Source organism: Sphingobium sp. B8D3A, assembly GCF_025961995.1.
Lineage (GTDB): Bacteria > Pseudomonadota > Alphaproteobacteria > Sphingomonadales > Sphingomonadaceae > Sphingobium.
Window position 1 is genome coordinate 2,617,287 of sequence record NZ_JAOQOS010000001.1, and the last position, 17,764, is coordinate 2,635,050.

General features: G+C 64.4%; 11 protein-coding genes. 6 read left to right on the forward strand and 5 right to left on the reverse strand.

Annotation, left to right across the window (positions count from 1 at the left end; translation table 11 throughout):
• Window positions 1-59 precede the first annotated feature (59 nt).
• The 3 genes from M2342_RS12160 (at window position 60) to M2342_RS12170 (ending at window position 4,590) form a co-directional block, all read left to right on the forward strand.
• On the forward strand, window positions 60-2,006 hold the full coding sequence (locus M2342_RS12160; protein ID WP_264579279.1) for a sialate O-acetylesterase: 1,947 nt from the start codon (window positions 60-62) through the stop codon (window positions 2,004-2,006).
• 82 nt (window positions 2,007-2,088) lie between these two features.
• A complete protein-coding gene (locus M2342_RS12165) occupies window positions 2,089-3,660 on the forward strand; it encodes an alpha-N-arabinofuranosidase (RefSeq protein ID WP_264579280.1) in 1,572 nt (523 codons plus the stop codon).
• Window positions 3,661-3,780: 120 nt separating this feature from the next.
• Window positions 3,781-4,590 (forward strand): FadR/GntR family transcriptional regulator, encoded by an 810-nt coding sequence (locus tag M2342_RS12170; protein WP_264579281.1) that lies wholly within the window; start codon window positions 3,781-3,783, stop codon window positions 4,588-4,590.
• Window positions 4,591-4,668: 78 nt separating this feature from the next.
• Here the strand turns inward: M2342_RS12170 and M2342_RS12175 are convergent, their stop codons facing one another.
• From M2342_RS12175 to M2342_RS12195, 5 genes are all read right to left on the reverse strand, one after another.
• A complete protein-coding gene (locus M2342_RS12175) occupies window positions 4,669-5,538 on the reverse strand; it encodes an OmpA family protein (RefSeq protein ID WP_264579282.1) in 870 nt (289 codons plus the stop codon).
• Between the two features lie 366 nt (window positions 5,539-5,904).
• Window positions 5,905-7,860 (reverse strand): NPCBM/NEW2 domain-containing protein, encoded by a 1,956-nt coding sequence (locus M2342_RS12180; protein ID WP_264579283.1) that lies wholly within the window; start codon window positions 7,858-7,860, stop codon window positions 5,905-5,907.
• On the reverse strand, window positions 7,857-8,945 hold the full coding sequence (locus M2342_RS12185) for an alpha/beta hydrolase (protein ID WP_319801094.1): 1,089 nt from the start codon (window positions 8,943-8,945) through the stop codon (window positions 7,857-7,859). The genes M2342_RS12180 and M2342_RS12185 overlap by 4 nt, the downstream gene beginning before the upstream one ends.
• Window positions 8,946-8,985: 40 nt before the next feature.
• The gene (locus M2342_RS12190; protein ID WP_264579284.1) at window positions 8,986-10,002 is read right to left on the reverse strand and encodes a cupin-like domain-containing protein; all 1,017 of its coding nucleotides are present in this window, start codon (window positions 10,000-10,002) and stop codon (window positions 8,986-8,988) included.
• 13 nt (window positions 10,003-10,015) lie between these two features.
• Window positions 10,016-10,705 carry a SapC family protein gene (locus tag M2342_RS12195; protein ID WP_264579285.1) on the reverse strand — a complete coding sequence of 230 codons (690 nt, stop codon included), beginning with the start codon at window positions 10,703-10,705 and terminating at the stop codon, window positions 10,016-10,018.
• A 364-nt stretch (window positions 10,706-11,069) separates the two neighbouring features.
• On the opposite strand from M2342_RS12195, the gene M2342_RS12200 reads away from it, so the two are divergent.
• From M2342_RS12200 to M2342_RS12210, 3 genes are all read left to right on the forward strand, one after another.
• Window positions 11,070-13,973, forward strand: a complete 2,904-nt coding sequence (locus M2342_RS12200; RefSeq protein WP_264579286.1) for a TonB-dependent receptor — start codon at window positions 11,070-11,072, stop codon at window positions 13,971-13,973.
• Between the two features lie 65 nt (window positions 13,974-14,038).
• Complete coding sequence (locus tag M2342_RS12205) at window positions 14,039-15,583, forward strand: tryptophan halogenase family protein (RefSeq protein ID WP_264579287.1); 1,545 nt, start codon at window positions 14,039-14,041, stop codon at window positions 15,581-15,583.
• Between the two features lie 162 nt (window positions 15,584-15,745).
• On the forward strand, window positions 15,746-17,749 hold the full coding sequence (locus tag M2342_RS12210) for a right-handed parallel beta-helix repeat-containing protein (RefSeq protein ID WP_264579288.1): 2,004 nt from the start codon (window positions 15,746-15,748) through the stop codon (window positions 17,747-17,749).
• The last annotated feature ends 15 nt before the right edge of the window (window positions 17,750-17,764 follow it).

Genomic DNA, 17,764 nt, shown 5'->3' on the forward strand with positions numbered 1-17,764 from the left:
TGCCGAATCCTGATCGGCCAATCATGATAACGCTACCAACAAAGAGTGGGGAGAGGACGATGAGCGTGTGCGGCGCGCGGCGGGGCTTGGGATATGCCCGACCTGTTCTGGCGCTCGGCTGTCTGCTTACGGCCAGCGGCGCATTGGCCGCTCCTCAGCTTTCTCCGGTCTGGACGGATCAGGCCATCATCCAGCGTGATGCGCCTATCGTCATCGTGGGAACCGCAGCCCGAGGCGAGACAATCCGCGCGACCCTCGGCACTGAACAAGCCAGCACCACGGCGGATACCACCGGTGCCTTCACCCTGCGCTTCCCTCCCCGCCCGGCCAGCGAAACGCCGCTCACGCTTCAGCTCTCGGGCGCAGATGGCAGCGCCGTGACGGTCCGCGATCTGCTGGTCGGCGATGTGTGGCTGTGCTCAGGCCAGTCCAACATGGAGTTCCCGGTCGCGCGAGCATTGAACGGCCCGATGGTCGTCATGCAGTCGGGCGATCCCGGCCTGCGCCTCCTGCAAATTCCCAAGGCGACCGCCAGCCTGCCCGCAACGCGCTTCGGCAGCCCGACGGCATGGACAGCCGCAGCGCCGCAATCGACGCCGGACTTCTCTGCTGCCTGCTATTTCATGGGCAAGGCGTTGCGGGCGCAGCAGCATGTCCCCATCGGCCTCATCCATGCGAGCTGGGGTGGCTCGCGACTGCGGCCCTGGCTCACGCCGGATGCCGCCGAAGCGCTGGACGGCAAAGACGATCTGGCAATGCTGCGCCAACATGCCACCGATCCGCTCGGCGCCGTCACCGCCTTCGCCCCGCAATGGGAGCGCTGGTATCGGGACGAGGCCGAGAAGAGCGAGCCCTGGCGCAAGCCGGATATCCTCAGCTGGCAGGATGTGCCCGCCATCGGCGTGTGGAACGACTGGACAGGCACGCGGCTCGCGAAGGATGCCACCGGCACCGTCTGGCTGCGCCGCACCGTGCGACTGACCGGCGCACAGGCCAAGGCCGGCGCGACGCTGGAACTGGGCATCATCGACGACATGGACATGACCTTCGTCAATGGCCGCGCGGTGGGCAATACGTTCAGCTGGGACGAGGCGCGCCGCTACGCCGTCCCCCCTGCGTTTCTCCACACGGGCGATAATGAGATCATGGTCGCGATCAGCAACAGCTGGGACAAGGGCGGTTTCACCACCGGTCCGGAACGGCTGAAGCTGACGATCGCAGGCGGTGCTGAGATCCCCCTCGCGCAAGGCTGGCGCTACAGCATCGCCCCCGTCCCCAGCTTCCCGCCGCGCCCGCCATGGGACGGCAATGGCGGCCTCGGCGTCATGCACAATGCCATGGTCGCGCCCCTCGGGCAGATCGCGCTGCGCGGGGCTGCCTGGTATCAGGGCGAGAGCGACGTGGACGTGCCCGGCTATGCCCGCCGCCTCACCGCGCTTGCCGCAGGATGGCGTCACCAGTTCGGCAAGGACATGCGGATGCTCGTGGTGCAGCTTGCCAATTATGGACCCACGCAGCTGGCGCCGGCGGCGTCCGGCTGGGCGACCATTCGCGAGCACCAGCGCGCCTTCGTCAGCGGCGATGCCAATGCCGCCTTGGTGACCGCCATCGACATCGGCGAGCGCACCGATATCCACCCTGCCAACAAGGCGCTGCTCGGCGCTCGCTTGGCCATGGCCGCGCAGGGAACGCCCTTGCCGATGCCCATGCAGGCCTTGCGGACGCAGGGACGGATCAGGATCAGCTTCTCAGGCATTGAGGGCAGCCTCGCCGCATGGAGCACCTCTGCGCCCATTGGCTTCGAGCTATGCGGCGATGCGCAGGAGAGCTGCCGCTATGCGCAGGCCCGCATCGCGGGATCGGATGTGTGGATCGAGGACGATGGCCTTGCCGCCAGCCGGGTGCGCTATGCGTGGGGCGACAGCCCCGTCGTCAATCTCTTCGATGGCCGCGCGCTGCCCGTCCCCGGCTTTGAACTGCCGATCCGCAGCGAGGCGCAGCCCTGACAAAAGATCATTCGCACTGAAGACATTCAAATAGGGGAGAGAGACTTTGAGATTTGCAACATTGGCCCTGCTGGCCACAGCCATGAGCATCCCGGCTTTCACCGCCGCGACCACGCCCGCCGCCGCGCAGGCTCGCGCCGGCGATCCGGTCGAGGTGCGGATCGACGCCACCAAGCCGGGCGCGACGATCAGCCGCGACATCTTCGGCCAGTTCGCCGAGCATCTTGGCACCGGCATCTATGGCGGCGTATGGGTCGGCAAGGACAGCAAGATTCCCAATGTCCGCGGCATCCGCACCGATGTCGTCAACGCCCTGCGCGCCATTCGTACCCCGCTGGTGCGCTGGCCGGGCGGCTGCTTTGCGGACGAATATCATTGGCGCGACGGCGTCGGCTCGGCCAAGAACCGCCGCAGCTCGATCAATTCGAACTGGGGCGGTTCGGTCGAGACCAGCGCATTCGGCACCGACGAGTTCATGGATTTCGTCGGCCAGGTGGGCGCTGAGGTCTATCTCAACGTCAATGTCGGCTCCGGAACGGTGAAGGAAGCGGCAGATTGGGTCGCCTATATGACCGCCGATCCCACCACATCGGCCGGCAAGGAGCGTGCCGACAATGGCCATCGCGAGCCTTACAAGATCAAATATCTCGGCCTCGGCAATGAGAGCTGGAGCTGTGGCGGCGCGATGCGGCCGGAATTCTATGCCGACCAGATGAAGCTCTATGCGCGCTTCGTGCGCAACTATCACCCCGAACAGGGCGAGGGAAAACCCGATGCCATGTTGCGCGTCGCCGTCGGGCCGGGCGATGACAATACCGCCTACACCGAGGAGGTGATGAAGACCTGGAAGCAGCATGACTGGGCCTGGTCGATCGAGAGCCTCTCGCTCCACCGCTACACGACCGGCGGCTGGCCGCCCTCCTACCCCAGCGACGCCTTCGATGAGGGTGCCTATGCCCGGCTGGTCAAGGAAACGCTCGGGATGGACGACTTCATCAAGTCCAATGCGGCGGTGATGGACAAATATGATCCCGAGAAGAAGGTCTCGCTCGCCGTCGATGAATGGGGCGTGTGGCTCAAGCCCCTGCCCGGCACCAATCCCGGCTTCCTTCAGCAGCAGAACTCGCTGCGCGACGCCATCATCGCGGCGCTCAACATCAACATCTTCGCGCGCCATGCGGACCGGGTGAAGCTGACCAACATCGCACAGATGATCAACGTGCTGCAGGCGATGATCCTCACCGATGAAGAGAAGATGGTGCTCACGCCCACCTATCACGTCTTCAAAATGTATGTGCCGTTCCAGGATGCGACCTTCATTCCGGTCAGTTTCCAGGCCGGTACGTTCCAGCATGGAGACATCACCATGCCGCGCATCGATGCCGTGGCAGCGAAGGACAAGCAGGGCAAATTGTGGCTGGCGCTGACCAATGTCGACACCCAGCGCGCCGCGCCGGTGACGGTGAACGTCGCAGGGCTGAACGTTCGCTCGGCCCGCGGCGAGGTGCTGACCGCGCCCAAGGTGGACAGCATCAACAGCTTCGCCGCCCCCAATACCGTCAGCCCCAAGCCGATTACAGGCAGCGTGCGCGGCGGCAAGCTGACGATCGACATGCCAGCCAAGTCCGTCGCGGTGATCGCGCTGGAGCCCTGATGTAGAAGCGGCGCGGGCAGGCACGATCGTGCCCGCGCCAGCCCTCCTGTTGCCACAAGGCCCCAAGTCCCGCTAATTGAGCCTCCAGCAACGTCCAGACGATCTGGCGGCAACAGGGGCATGACTATCAGCACGCAGGATAACAGCGCAGCCGGGAACGGGGGTTTGGGCGACACCCCGACCGGGCTTCCCCGCTCGGCCAAGGGCTCGGGCCGGCGGCTCCGCGGGGCTGTGGCCCATTATCTCGGCTCGGCGATCGTCTCCGGGCGGATCGCGCCGGGCGAGCGGCTGACGGGCGAGATTGAAAATGCCGAGGCGCTGGACGTCTCCCGCAGTGCCTATCGTGAGGCCATCCAGGTGCTGACCGCCAAGGGGCTGGTGGAAAGCCGCCCCAAGGCTGGCACGCGCGTATTGCCGCGCAGTCACTGGAACCTGCTCGATCCGATGGTGCTGGCCTGGGCGTTCGGCGGCGAACCGGACGTGAATTATGTGCGCGACCTGTTCGAGCTGCGAGCGATCGTCGAGCCAGAGGCGGCGCGCCTCGCCGCCAAGCGGCGGGATCGCAATGATGTTGCCGCGATGAAGGATGCGCTGACCCGGATGCGCCGCTTCACGCTGGCGACCGAGCAAGGGCGGGAAGCGGACCGGGATTTCCACAGCGCCTTGCTTGCCTGCACCGGCAACGCCGTGCTCATGACGCTCAGCGCCAGTATCGGTGCGGCCGTCAACTGGACGACCCAGTTCAAGCAGCGGTCCGTCGGCCTTCCTCGTGACCCCGTGCCCGACCATATGCGCGTCTATGATGCGATTGCCGCCGGGGACGCAGATGCGGCGGCGGAGGCCATGCAGGTTCTCGTGCAGCTCGCCCTTGATGACACACGGGCGGCGATGCAGCGTCCTGCGGACGGCGAGCCAGGCGACCTCCCCTGACGCTTCCGGACGCAGATCGGCCCCGCCAACCGCCGGCTCGACTGAGCCAGAGATGGACGGGGCCGGAGCAATCCTGACTTAGGCGCCGTCGACCGCCTTGCTGACCAGCACATGGACTTCCACGCGACGATTCTGGGCCTTGCCTTCCGGCGTGGAGTTATCAGCGACCGGATCGGAGAGCGACATGCCGGCCGGGGCGAGCATGCGGTAGGGCTTCCACTTGCAGGTCTGCTGGAGATAATTGAGCACGCTCGCCGCGCGCTTCTCGCTCAGCGTCTGGTTGAATTCCGGGTCGCCGGTCGAGTCCGTATAGCCGACCACCAGTAGCAGGGCATTCTCGGTCGCCTCAGCCTGCGCGGCAGTGGCGCAGAGGTTCTGCTTGGCCATCGGCGAGAGCACCGCCTTGCCGGTGTCGAAGTTCACGTTAGTCGTGCTCTTGATGTTATACTTGTCGATATCACCCATGCGGGCGCGCAGGGCGTCCGTCGCGGCCGTCTGCTCCTCAAAGCGTTGCGAGGTGCCATTGCGGATCATTTCCGCCGTGCGCAGATCGCGGTTCTTGAGGTCGATCTTGCTGGCGACCAGACCGCCGCCGCCCTGCACCGTGTCGACCTTGACCGGCAGGCCGTTCAGGAGCTGATCGGCACCCAGCTGATCGCGGTTGAGCCCAAGGAAGCCGCCGCTGGCGGTAATGCGGGTCGAGCTGTTAACGGTAACCGTATTGCGCGTGCCATCGGTCGAGGTGATCTGCAGCTGGTCGCCATTACGCGCAGAGATGATCCCCTCGATCTCCGGGCCGGCCGTCATCTGGGCGGAATCGGTGTAAACCGTCGTCGAGACATCCGCCTCAGGGGCGGTTTCGGTCTGCGCGAGCACGCTGCCGGACGCCACGCCGGTCATCAAGGCCAGCGTCATAAGAAGCTTGGAACTGGTGGAAAGGGTATTCATTGCGTTTCTCCTACTCGTCGATCGGCTGGGGTCTGCAGGATCGCAGCATCATCCGACCGCCGCTCGCGAGGTGCGTATTCGACTGTCAGAAACCCCTCCGTCATGAACTCTCCGAACCTTTCAATGCGGCGCAGGAAGCACCACGAGTTCCTGCGTGTTCAGGGGAACCTTGCGCATAGATGAACGGTTCCCCTCCCCCCACGTTAACCACCGGTAACCAGAGTGGATCATGCGGCAGGACGACTTTGCGCCGACTCAACTCGGCGATGCAGGCGCACAGAAATGCGATGACCGACGAACGGGCGGGATGGTCCTTATCGCTCGGCGAGGAGAGCGAAGGCATGCCTCGTGGTAGCGTGTCGGCGCCTATTCCATCAGCGCCGCATCACCCCAGGTCACCGGGTCGGGAAAGCGCTCAGCCTGCGCCGTCCGGGCGACCAGCTCAATGATGCGGACCCCGTCAACGGGGACATCGAACGACTGCGCCGCTTCTCCCGCTTGGCCCGGCTTGGAGCGGGCGAGCAGCTTGCCATCGCCGTAGACCAGGAATGTCACCGGCTGCTGGCGGGAGCGCGCGGAGTCATCCACTCCCACGGAGGCGACGAAGCGCCGAAACCCCTCGTTGCGCACCTCCACCCGCGAATTGGCGAGAATGCCAAGACCGGTCTCGAAGTGCGTGCCTGCGATGGACAGGGCCTGCCCGAACGGCGTCTGGTCCAACCGTGCCCCGCCCCAGCCGCCATATTGCGTGCGCTCGCCTCCACCCTTGGTCCCGCGCCAGGGGAGGAGTCCGCGATACACTTGCGGGTCCGCCTCCGGCACGACCACGCCATCCTCCGCAGGATTGACCCGTGACGGCTGCTCGGAAAGATAAAGCCCGCCAACGAGCCGCCGCGCGCCCTCTGCGCGAAAGATCAGCGTCTCATAGGGTGCGAGGTCGAGGGCTTGCTCGCCGGTGAACTGGCGGTCTGCGCCCTGCCAGAGATCGGTCAGCCTGACCGGCGCACTGGTCGCGAACTTCAGATGATCCGCCGTCAGCACCGCCTTGGCGGGCGCGGCCGTGCGGTTGAAAACCGCGACCGCCTTGTCGCCATCGGCAAGCGTCTTCACGAAAATCTGCACATCCTGCGAATCGAAGGCGAGCACCGCCTGATTGCCTGCGGGGTCCTGATTGAGCGCGACGATCCGCTCATTGCCGAGGATCGCCAGCATCTGCCGCGAGGCCTTGCGCAGATCATAGCCGATGATCAGCGGCGCATTGACCATGGCCCACAGCGCCATGTGCGAGCGCGCACGGACGGGGTTGGTCATGTCGAAATCCCCGGTGCCGACGAACAGCATGTCGGGGTCATTCCAGGAGCCGGGGTGACCATAGAGCGGGCGATGCGCGACGCTGTCGAGATTGTGCAGCATCCGGCTCCAGGTGGGGAAGATATCCTCGCTGGTGCGCGACATGTTGCCGACCGTTCGGGACCATGCCCGCGAGTCCGCCGATCCCCACAGGCACAGCGAATAAACATAATCCTGGTCGGGATTATGTCGCTCCAGCGCCTGTCGCACCTCGTCATACAGCGCCTTGACGGCCGGAATGTCGGTACGCCCGAGCGACTCCACGTCGATCAGCGGATCGAGGCCGCGATACTGCCCTGCCTTCACGCGCGGGTCGCTGGGTGGCAGGCCGCGAATACCGCAGGCGTCGACCTTGATGAGGTCGAAGCCCCATTCCTTGAAGTAGAGTGCAATGTCCTGATCGACATGGCCGTAAAGGCCCACCTCGCGCTCCAGCACGTTGCCTTCGGGCTGATTGGGGAAGGTCGATGTGAACACCTGCCCGCAGGAATTGCGGCCGATATCGGAATAAATGCCGGCCTTGAGGCCCATGGCGTGCAGCTTGTCAGTGAGCGGCCGAAAGCTGTTGCCACCGTCTGCGGTCGCCGCTGAGGGAAAAGTCTCGGTCCGGATCAGCATCCGCCCGTCCGGCTGGCGGCGCTTGAGCCACCAGCCATCATCGATGTTGATGTAGCGATAGCCTTTTGCGGCGAGGCCGCTCTCCACGATCACCCGCGCCGAGGCCATCAGCTTGGCTTCGTCGATATCGCTGGTGAAGGCGTTCCAGCTGTTCCAGCCCATCGGCGGCAGCGGGGCGTTCCCGCCGCTATAGATGCTCCAGCGCCCCGTGGGCGCCAGCGGATCCACCGCAGCGCTGCTGGCGGCATGCGGCGACTCGGCGGGGGTTGTCTGGGCGACGGCCTGCGTCGCTGCCAGCGCCGCCGCTGCGGCCCCTACCGCTAGCCACAGACGGGACGCATGTCTGAGGGTCATCGGGCCGCGCCGGCCTTGGCAACCAGATGCGTACTGAAGAACGGCAGCACATGGTCCTGGAATCGGAACGCGACATGGCTGGTATGCGTGCCCTCGTACAGGGTGAAGCTGTTCGCTATGCCGTAGGAATCGAGGACCTTGTGCAGCGTCTCGGTGTCGGTCTTGAGACTATCCTGATCACCGACGTCCATCGCGATCGCGGCATAGCCTTTGAGCACGCCGATATATTGGTCGACAAAGGCCAAGGGCGCATTGGCGGCCCATTTCGCCAGAATGGCGTTGCGCTGCGCCTCATCGCCGCCTGGCAGATCGAGATAGAGCGGCGGCTTCTTTGGATTGGGCGACCAGGCCGCGCCGACCGCAAGCTGCGCCCGCAGCGGGAATGGCAGGTTCGCGGAGTCAGCGGGGGATTTGACCGCCGCGATCTGCGCCAGCCCGGCTTCGTCCAGCGCAAAGGCATCGCGCGCGGACAGGCAGCACGGGCTCATCAGATAGAGCGCCCCAAACTGATCGGCGTGCTTCATGCCGATCCGCGCCGCGCCATAGCCGCCCATGGAATGGCCGACGAGGCCACGGCTCCGCGGGGTCGCCAGCGTGCGATAGTGGCTGTCGATATAGGCGATGAGATCGTGCGAGATGAACCGCTCAAAGTCGCCGGTTGTCGCCGAGCTTGAGTACATCGAGCCATTGTGAATGGTCTTGCTGTCCGGGAAGACCAGGATCATCTCCTGCGCGCCCTTGGCCAGCGCACCCTCGATCACTTGCGGCACATGGATTTCGCCGATCCATTGCTCAGCACCGATGGAATAGCCGTGCAGAGCGTAGACGACCGGATATCGTTTGGCCCGGTTGGCGGCATAACTGGGCGGCAGGACGACGATGACATCGCGATCGGCAGACTCGCCTTCCAGATTCCCTGCGATGGCCGGGGAATGGACCTTGATACGCTCGAGCGTCACCTTCGGCGCACCCGGCACCGGCGCTGGCGCGTTGGTGGCAACCTGCGCCAGAGCAGGCGCGGCAGGCATAGCCAGGCACAGACCTGCCAGCAGGGCCGCGTGAATTGCGCTTGTCTTCATAGTCATCCCCATCCTCCTGTTTTTGATGATGATCAGCGGCAGCCAGTCAGCCACCGCGCAGTTGCTGCATGACGAGCGCCCGGATGCGCGCGTAATTCCCCTGCCGCAGCGGCCCCAACAACCCGCGCTGCGCCTCCGGCAGATGGGCAAGCGGATGCCCTTCGCGCTGAAAGACATAATGGTCGAAATAGGCGCGCCATGCTTCCCGCTCAGCCGCCGGACGCTCGGCGATGGCGATCATCGCCAGCATCATCGCCGTCATGGGCGCATCCGGGCCGGCGGAGAAGGCATCCCACCAGTAATTGACCAGCATGTTGAACGGCGCTGTCGCCTCCACCTGATGCCACCATAATTTGGGGAGGTAGAGCGCGTCGCCCGGCAGAAGCTCGACCGTCACAGCCCGCGCGCGGGCCTGCGCCATGCGGGGGTAACGGGGATCGCCCTCCGGCGCCGAGGCCGCGAGACTGATGGGCGGACCGGACAAGGTGTGGTCGATCGGCCCCACATACAGGTCGCCAATCGCATCGGGCGGAAACAGCGTGAAGCACCGCCGGCCCGCCACCACGCAAGCCAGATTCTCGAACGTATCGTAATGGCAGCTCACATGAGATGCGTTGCCCAGCCAGATGCGCGGCACCACGCCCTGCGGCATGAATGGCAGGGCATTATCCGCCTCAAAGCCGGGCACATAGCTGCTGGCCGGCAGCGAGCCCATATACACCGTGCCATCGCCGGGGGCTTCGGCGCGCGCCAGGATCTGCCGCAAGCCCTCGCGCAGAGGCACTTCGCGCCGCTCGAAATTGAAGCCCTCGAGGCCATCGTCGTAAAAATAGCGCCCGGCAATCTCCGGCCCGCCGATGAAGATTTCTCCCGGCCGGTCGGTGGCGAAACGGTCCAGATAGTCCGCGAGCGCACCGTCCGCCCGCGCCGCCGCACGGACGACGGGCCAATCGGCGCACAGGCCGCGAATGACCGCAGGCCGGCAGGGCTCGACCAGCAGGCGCCGAAAAGCGCCGGCGTCGGTGAGTGCCTCCTGGTCCAGTTCGGCAATGGCAGCGGCCATCGAGCTTCTCCGATCAGCCGGCCTGCGTCAGCATCTGGTTGCGACGCTCGGCAAGCACCGGAACCTGCTTGAGCGAAGCGGCGACGCAATAGGCCAATTGAAGATCGCCGTTGCGGAACAGCGCCAGCACGCTGGCATCGTCAAGATCGTGCAACCGATCGAGGCTGACCGTGTATAAGCCCGCCAACTCGATGGTTTCGCCATCGTCGAACCGCAGCGAGATATCGATCGGCTGAATGATGCCCAGGCGATTGAGCGTGGCGATGAAGCGCTCGGCCTCCTGCTGGCCGGCGACGATCTGCCCAAGCAACCGCTGCATATGCCGCGTGGTCGATGTCGCCCCGCCATCCTCATCGAACAAAGGCTCGCCCGCCACTTCGCTTAGGCGCGGGCTGGCCCGGTCGATTGCGATATTCTCACCGGACACGAAGAAGGCCTCACGCTGCTCATCGAGCGAGCGGAAGGGCGCCCTGCCGGAATGCGAGTCGACCAGCAGATTTTCGCCTTCCTTGAAGCCGAACAGGGCACCGACATAGAAAGCGCCGGTTTCCGGGTTCTTCGCGAAGAGAATCGGGCAGACCGCCGCAGCAGCCGCAAATTCCGACGGCAGGACCGGCACGAAGTTGCGCGTTTCCGGCGAAATCGCGCCTAAACGCAGGTGCCGATGGGCCTGCGAATCCAGAATTTCGAGTGCTGCTTCCATGCCATCCCTCTCCTCATTTTTCTTGCGATGGCGGGAGCCCGCTTCTTGACGCTATTCTCCGCACCGCGAGTCCGATCGCTGTAATCCACCGCAGGAATCGGACGTTTTCGGTCGATAATCCAGCCCTTTGGTGGGCCATAGATACACCGAAAATTTGAGCTTGATAGCGCTACCTTTTCGCACTAACGTTCAAGCATAGAAAAACACGATGTCTGGAGAGGGTGTAAGCGTGACGTGTCACGCCGACAAGGGACCACTTTATCCGCATCATGTGAAAACCGGCGGCAGCAATGCCGTTTCATGGCGTCTTCTGCCCGGGAAACCGGCCAGCGGAGCCGTTCGATGATTACAAGTGGAGGGGGTTATGAAAGGCAATCAGCCTAACTTCGATTATCTCAATCGTCCTGCAATTCTCAAGGCGGTCCTGCTCGGCGCCCCCAGTGCCTTGGCGCTGATCGTCTCGGCACCGGCGACGGCCCAAAGCAGCGCAGCGCCCCAGAGCGCATCGACTGAAGACATCATCGTCACCGGCTACCGCGCCTCGCTCCAGCAGAACCTCGACATCAAGCGCGAGTCCGCCGGTGTCGTGGAAGCGATCTCGGCCGAGGACATCGGCAAGTTCCCCGATCCTAACGTCGCGGCCGCCCTGCAGCGCCTGCCTGGCGTCTCCGTGCAGCGCAACGGTCGCCGTGGCGAGGCGGACGGCGTCACTATCCGCGGCTTTGGCGGGGACTTCATCGACACGCTGGTCGATGGCCGCCACATTTCCACCGCCATCGGCAACCGCGGTGTCGACTTCACGACCATCGGCTCGGACTTCGTCGGCCGGCTGAACGTCTACAAGACGCCCAATGTCGAACTCTCCACCAGCGCCATCGGCGGCTTCATCAATGTGGAGATGCCCAAGCCGTTCGACCGTCCGGGTTTCCAGGTCATCGGCCGCGCCTCCGGCTCGTACCAGTCGCGCAGCAAGGATGTGACGCCGTCTGCCGGCCTGCTGATCTCCAACACATTCGCCGATGACACGATCGGCATCCTCGGCAACGTCAACTACAAGCGCACGGACACCACCTCTAACCGCGTGTTCGTACCGGGCTGGATCGGCGCCAATTTCGCGCCCTGCCAGGCTGGCCCCAATGTGCCGACCTGCACACCGACCAGCGATGCCACCAGCGCCGCCTGGGCTGACCCCAATAATCGCAATTCGGTGCTGAACTGGTTTCCGCAGCAAACCGGCATCGAGCAGATCCACACCAAGGACGAGCGCCTCGATGCGCGCATCGCTCTGCAGTGGCAGCCCTCGGACAATCTGCTCATCACGGTCGATGACAATTTCAGCCGTCAGACCGTGCACAGCAATGCGTTCGGCTATGCCGCCTGGTTCAACGGCAGCGACCTGCGCAACGTGAAGTATGACGAGAACGGCACGGTCGTCGACTTCTCGCAGTTCGGCACGCCGATGGATTTCAACGCCAACTACACCCGCACCATTCTCGAAACGAACACCGTCGGTGCGAACGTCAAATGGGATGTTAGCGAAAACCTGAAGCTGGATGTTGACGGCTTCATTTCCCGCAGCACCCGCAATCCGGGTCGGAACGGCTATAATGACAGCATGGACATCGGTTACGGTGGCACCAATGCTGGCGGCACGACCATCCTGGGGGCCAATACCGGCGTCACGATCCTCGGCCCCAGCAAGGACTATCTGCCGCAGATCCACGACATCGGTCCGGCAGGCAATGTCTCGCGCTTTACTGACACCAGCGTGATCGGTTCGCACGTGATCGTGCGCGGCGCGCCCTACAATGCCGACACCGTCAAGCAATTGCGGGCCGTGCTCCGCTGGGATCAGGACAACGTCAAGCTGGCCTTCGGTGGCCAGTATATGGAAGACAAGCTGTACGGCGAGAACACCAGCACGTTCAGCAATGGTGTGTTCGCCAGCCGTTCGGGCTATGGCACGCCTTCCGGACGCCCGGGTGGATCAAGCGGCGGCATCGCGCCACTGCCGGCCAGCGTCTATCAGGGCATCATCAGCACCGCGAACTGGATCCCCGGCTATCAGGGCAATCTCGGGCCTTCGGTCATCGTCTATGATCCCTATCAGGTCTACAAGCTGCTCGAAGCCTCGGGTGGATCGGTGGCACCGACGCTCGATCCGGCCAGCGTCTATGAAATCCGCGAGAAGACCTATGCCATCTTCTTCCGCGCGACCTTCGACACCGATCTGGGCGGCATGCCGTTCAGCTTGACGGCCGGTCTGCGGCATGAAGGCACGCATCTGACCTCGAACGCGATCGGGCGCCGTCTGCTGGGCCTGTCGATCCCGTCGGGCGATCCGACCCTCATCCAGCCGAACCCTGCGCTGGGGACCAACGGCTTCTCCGATCCCACGACCATCTCGCGCAGTTCCAACTACACCTTCCTCCTGCCCAGCCTCGATGCGAAGCTGGAGGTGATGCCCAACCTGCTGCTGCGCATGAGCGCCTCGCGGACATTGACCCGTCCGGGCCTCGCCGCGCTGCGTCCCACCGTCACGCTGGGAACGTTGCGCGTGGGCAGCCTCTCGGCAAGTGGCGGCAACCCCGACCTCAAGCCGTATCTCTCCGATAACTTCGATGCGGCGGCAGAGTGGTACTATCAGCGCAACTCCTATGTTTCGGCCAACTTCTACCTGAAGCACATCACCAACTTCGTGGTCGGCGGTGTGTCGGTGCAGTCGATCGACGATGCGATCGATCCCAGCACCGGCCGGATTGCGCGCTTCAACGTGAATAGCCAGGTCAACGGGCCGGAAGCCACCGTGAAGGGCGTAGAAATCGCCGTGCAGCACGTCTTTGGCGAGAGCGGCTTCGGCTTCCAGGCCAATGCTACCTTCCCGTGGAGCAACCGCAACTACGATCCCACCAGCACGGACGGCTCGGCCTTCTCGATCACCGGCCTTGCCAAGTCGGCTAACCTGATCGCCTTCTACGACAAGGACGGCTTCCAGATCCGCGGCGCCCTCAACTGGCGCGACGAATATCTGGTCCGGCTCGGTCAGGATCAGGGCGGCACCTTCGGTGCGGAGCCGGTCTATGTCGATCAACAACTGCAGATCGATGCCTCGGCCAGCTATGACGTCACGCCTTTCGCGACGGTGTTTGTCGAGGCCAACAACCTCAACAATTCGACCTACAGCACGCACGGGCGGTTCAGCAATCAGACGCTGGATGTCTTCTCTTACGGGCGCCGCTTCTCGGCCGGTGTCCGCGTGAAGTACTGATCGGGTTGACTTCTTGCCGGGGGAGCGCACTCCTGCGCTCCCCCGCATCGTTCATGTGAGTGGTCATGGTTCATCCGGTCAAGAATATCGTGATCGTCGGCGGCGGCACCGCCGGGTGGCTGACGGCTGGGATCATCGCGGCGAGACATCGCGGCCGCATCCCGCACAGCTTCACCGTTACGCTGGTGGAATCGCCGAACACGCCGATCATCGGGGTTGGCGAAGGCACCTGGCCCACCTTGCGCTCGACGCTGAAGACCATGGGCGTATCCGAAACCGACTTCTTCCGCGAATGCGACGCGGCCTTCAAACAGGGCGCGCGCTTCAACCGCTGGACCACCGGCGCGGCCGACGACGGGTATTATCACCCGCTCGTCCTCCCGGAGGGTTTTGGCCGGGTCAATCTCGTCCCCCACTGGCTCGCCAACGGAAAAGGCCAGAGCTTTTGCGACACGGTGTGTCCGCAGGGCGTGATCTGCGACGAGAATCTGGGGCCCAAATTCATCACCACGGCGGAATATGAAGGCGCCGCCAACTACGCCTATCATCTCGATGCCGGAAAGTTCGCGCCCTTCCTGCAGCGCCATTGCTGCGAGACTTTGGGCGTGCGCCATGTGCTGGCCGATGTGCAGCAAGTGATGCTGGCCGAGAATGGCGACATTCGCGCCATCGACACGGAGCAGGCCGGCGAGATCGAAGGCGATCTGTTCATCGATTGCACGGGCTTTCGCAGCCTGCTGCTGGGCGATGCGCTGGGCGTGCCGTTCAAGGATTGCGGCGACATCCTGTTCTGCGACACCGCGCTGGCCGTGCAACTGCCCTATGAGAGCGAGAGCAGCCCGGTCGCGACGCACACCATCTCCACCGCGCAAAGCGCCGGCTGGATCTGGGACATCGGCCTGCCCTCTCGCCGGGGCATCGGCCATGTCTATTCCAGCCGCCACATCACGCAGGATGAGGCCGAGCGCGAGTTGCGCGCCTATCTCGGCCCGGCGGGCGCGGACCTTCCGTTGCGGAAGATCGACATCCGCTCGGGTCACCGCGAAATCTTCTGGAAACGCAATTGCGTCGCGGTCGGTCTCGCCGCCGGTTTCCTAGAGCCGCTGGAGGCCTCCGCCATCGTGCTGGTGGAACTCTCCGCCAAGATGATCGCCGAGCAGATGCCGGCCTGCCGCGAGGTGATGGACATCATCGCCCGACGCTTCAACGAGACCACCAGCTATCGCTGGGGCCGGATCATCGATTTTCTCAAGCTGCATTATGTGCTGACCAAGCGCACCGACAGCGCCTTCTGGCGCGACAATCTGCTACCGGAGACCATTCCGGACCGGTTGCAGGACCTGCTGCACCTGTGGCGCTACCAGTCGCCCTGGTTCCATGACGAGTTCGATCGCATTGAAGAGGTCTTCCCCGCCGCGAGCTACCAATATGTGCTGTACGGCATGGGCTTCCGCACCGAGGTCGCCCCGGAGACACTGACCCCGGAGGCCGCCGTCGCGATGCAGGCGATCCGCGAGAACAGCCGCCAGACCGACCGGCTGCGCACCAGCCTCCCGCGCCATCGCGACCTGCTGCGCAAGATTCGCGACTACGGCCTCCAGCCCGTCTGAGCTTTTGGGGGCATGAGACAGGCTTCCGGCATTCGGCCCCACGTCCCACGCTTATTGGGTAGCGCTACCTTTCTTCCACCACTTCGCGTCCTGATCGCATTGACCTGCGGATGGCCGTGCGTGGGCGCCGCGCAATTGCCGCCTGCGCCTATCATCCCCGCGATGCCTGCGCGGGGCGCACCCAACTCGGAAGATGCCTTCGCCAATGTGCAGATATCGCCCCGGCCAGACGCCGAGCCGGCCGTGCTGCATGTTGCTCCGCTCGGGACCGAGACGGGCGATGGCAGCGCCGCGCGCCCGTTCGGCACGCTGGTGCAGGCGCAGGCGGCGGTGCGGCGGCTGAACCGCGACAGGCCGGTCACCGTCCAGCTCGCCGACGGCGTTTATTCCCTCGACGCGCCGTTGCACTTTGGCGCGGAGGATGGCGGCCATGCCGGCCATATGGTCCGCTGGGAAGCCGCGCCGGGCGCGCAGCCCACGCTCTCCGGCGGGTCGATCGTGCAGGGTTGGACGCTCGCGGACCGCGATCGCAACATCTGGACGGCGTCGATCGGCAAGGGCAGCGATCCGCGCCAATTATGGGTCGATGGCCGCCTCGCCCATCGCGCCGCTGTCGAGGCGCCGCGTAGCGCCTTCGCCTTTTTCGATTGGGGCATCCAAATCGTCGATCCGGCGTGGCGCTTTCTCGCCAGCTTGCCGGACCAGAGTCGCATGGACGTGGAGAACACCGGCTTCTTCACCGATCGACGGGCCGTCATCGACCGTATCGAGGGCGACCGCATTCTTCTCAAGCAGCCCGGCTGGCGCAACAATCTGATCGGCTACGACACCTTCGCCAAGCCGGTCTCCGGCAACAAGGCCCGCTTCTTCATTGCCAATGCCCTCGCCTTCATGCGCGCCGCAGGCGAGTGGTATGCCGATCCCGCCAAGGGTCTGCTCTACTATAAGCCGCAGGATGGCCACTCACCGGAGGGGCACGAGATCGTCGTGCCCCGACTGGAGGCGCTCATCACCATTGCCGGCAGCGCGGAGGCGCCAGTGTCCGACGTTGTCTTCGAAGGACTGGCCTTCCGCCACACAAGCTGGCGTGGGCCGAGCAGCGCCGAGGGCTATGCCAGCCAGCAGAGCGGGAGTTATCTCGCAGGCGACATCGCCAATTATCCCGCCGATCCAGTTCGCGATTGCAGCTGGGGCTGTGCCGCGTTCGAGGCGCAACGCAACCACTGGCGCCAGCAGCCCGCTGCCGTGCAGATTTCCGCCGCGCGGCGCATCACCTTCCGCAATGTCACCTTCGCGCAACTGGGGCAGATCGCGCTCGGCATCGGCAACAACCCGGAGGCGAATGTGCGCGGCCCGGGGCTTTCCGCGCAGTCGATCGAGGTCAGCGGCTCGCGCTTCGGCCCGCTGGCGGGCGGGGCGATCATGGTCGGGGGAACGACCGTCGATGCCCACCATCCCTCAACGCCGGACCTGGCAGTCCGCGACATACTGATCCGCAACAATCACATCGAGACGGTATCGCAGGATTATCGCGAGCAGGCCGCCATTCTGGTTACCTACGCCTCGGCCACGCTCATCCTGCACAATGAAGTTTCCGATGCGCCTTATGATGGCATCGATGTCGGTTGGGGCTGGGGGACCAATGATCCCGGCGGCAACACCGCCTATATGACCCGGGCGCGCGGATATTATGATCAGCCCGGCAACCGCATCTACGAGACGCCGACGATCCTGCGCGACACGGTGATCTTCGGCAACCGCGTTCATGGCGTGAAACGCTGGTTTCCGGACGGCGGGGCCATCTACCATCTCTCCGCCGATCCGGGCGCGCTGATTGCCGAAAACCACATCTATGATGTCCCCGGCGGCATCGGCGTCTATCTGGACGAAGGCTCGCGCTACGTCACCGTCCGCCACAATGTCATCGACGGCGTGGGTCTGTGGGTGAACCTCAATGCGCAGGATGACGCCCGGCCACGTCGAACCAATCTGGATAATCTTGCGACCGGTAACTGGTTCAACAGCGGCGAGGCCAATGGCAATTGGTCAGCCTATCTGAACAACCACCTCGCCAATAATATTGCCGTCAACGGGCAAGCCTGGCCGCCCGAGGCGCGCGCCGTCATCGCCCGTGCCGGGGTCCAGATGGACGGCACCGCGCCATGACCGCCCTTCCCCATC

Coding starts and splice junctions, on each gene's coding strand:
- M2342_RS12160 (WP_264579279.1), top strand. CDS start 60: ATGAGCGTGTGCGGCGCGCGGCGGGGCTTGGGATATGCCCGACCTGTT.
- M2342_RS12165 (WP_264579280.1), top strand. CDS start 2,089: ATGAGCATCCCGGCTTTCACCGCCGCGACCACGCCCGCCGCCGCGCAG.
- M2342_RS12170 (WP_264579281.1), top strand. CDS start 3,781: ATGACTATCAGCACGCAGGATAACAGCGCAGCCGGGAACGGGGGTTTG.
- M2342_RS12175 (WP_264579282.1), bottom strand. CDS start 5,538: ATGAATACCCTTTCCACCAGTTCCAAGCTTCTTATGACGCTGGCCTTG.
- M2342_RS12180 (WP_264579283.1), bottom strand. CDS start 7,860: ATGACCCTCAGACATGCGTCCCGTCTGTGGCTAGCGGTAGGGGCCGCA.
- M2342_RS12185 (WP_319801094.1), bottom strand. CDS start 8,945: ATGACTATGAAGACAAGCGCAATTCACGCGGCCCTGCTGGCAGGTCTG.
- M2342_RS12190 (WP_264579284.1), bottom strand. CDS start 10,002: ATGGCCGCTGCCATTGCCGAACTGGACCAGGAGGCACTCACCGACGCC.
- M2342_RS12195 (WP_264579285.1), bottom strand. CDS start 10,705: ATGGAAGCAGCACTCGAAATTCTGGATTCGCAGGCCCATCGGCACCTG.
- M2342_RS12200 (WP_264579286.1), top strand. CDS start 11,070: ATGAAAGGCAATCAGCCTAACTTCGATTATCTCAATCGTCCTGCAATT.
- M2342_RS12205 (WP_264579287.1), top strand. CDS start 14,039: ATGGTTCATCCGGTCAAGAATATCGTGATCGTCGGCGGCGGCACCGCC.
- M2342_RS12210 (WP_264579288.1), top strand. CDS start 15,746: ATGCCTGCGCGGGGCGCACCCAACTCGGAAGATGCCTTCGCCAATGTG.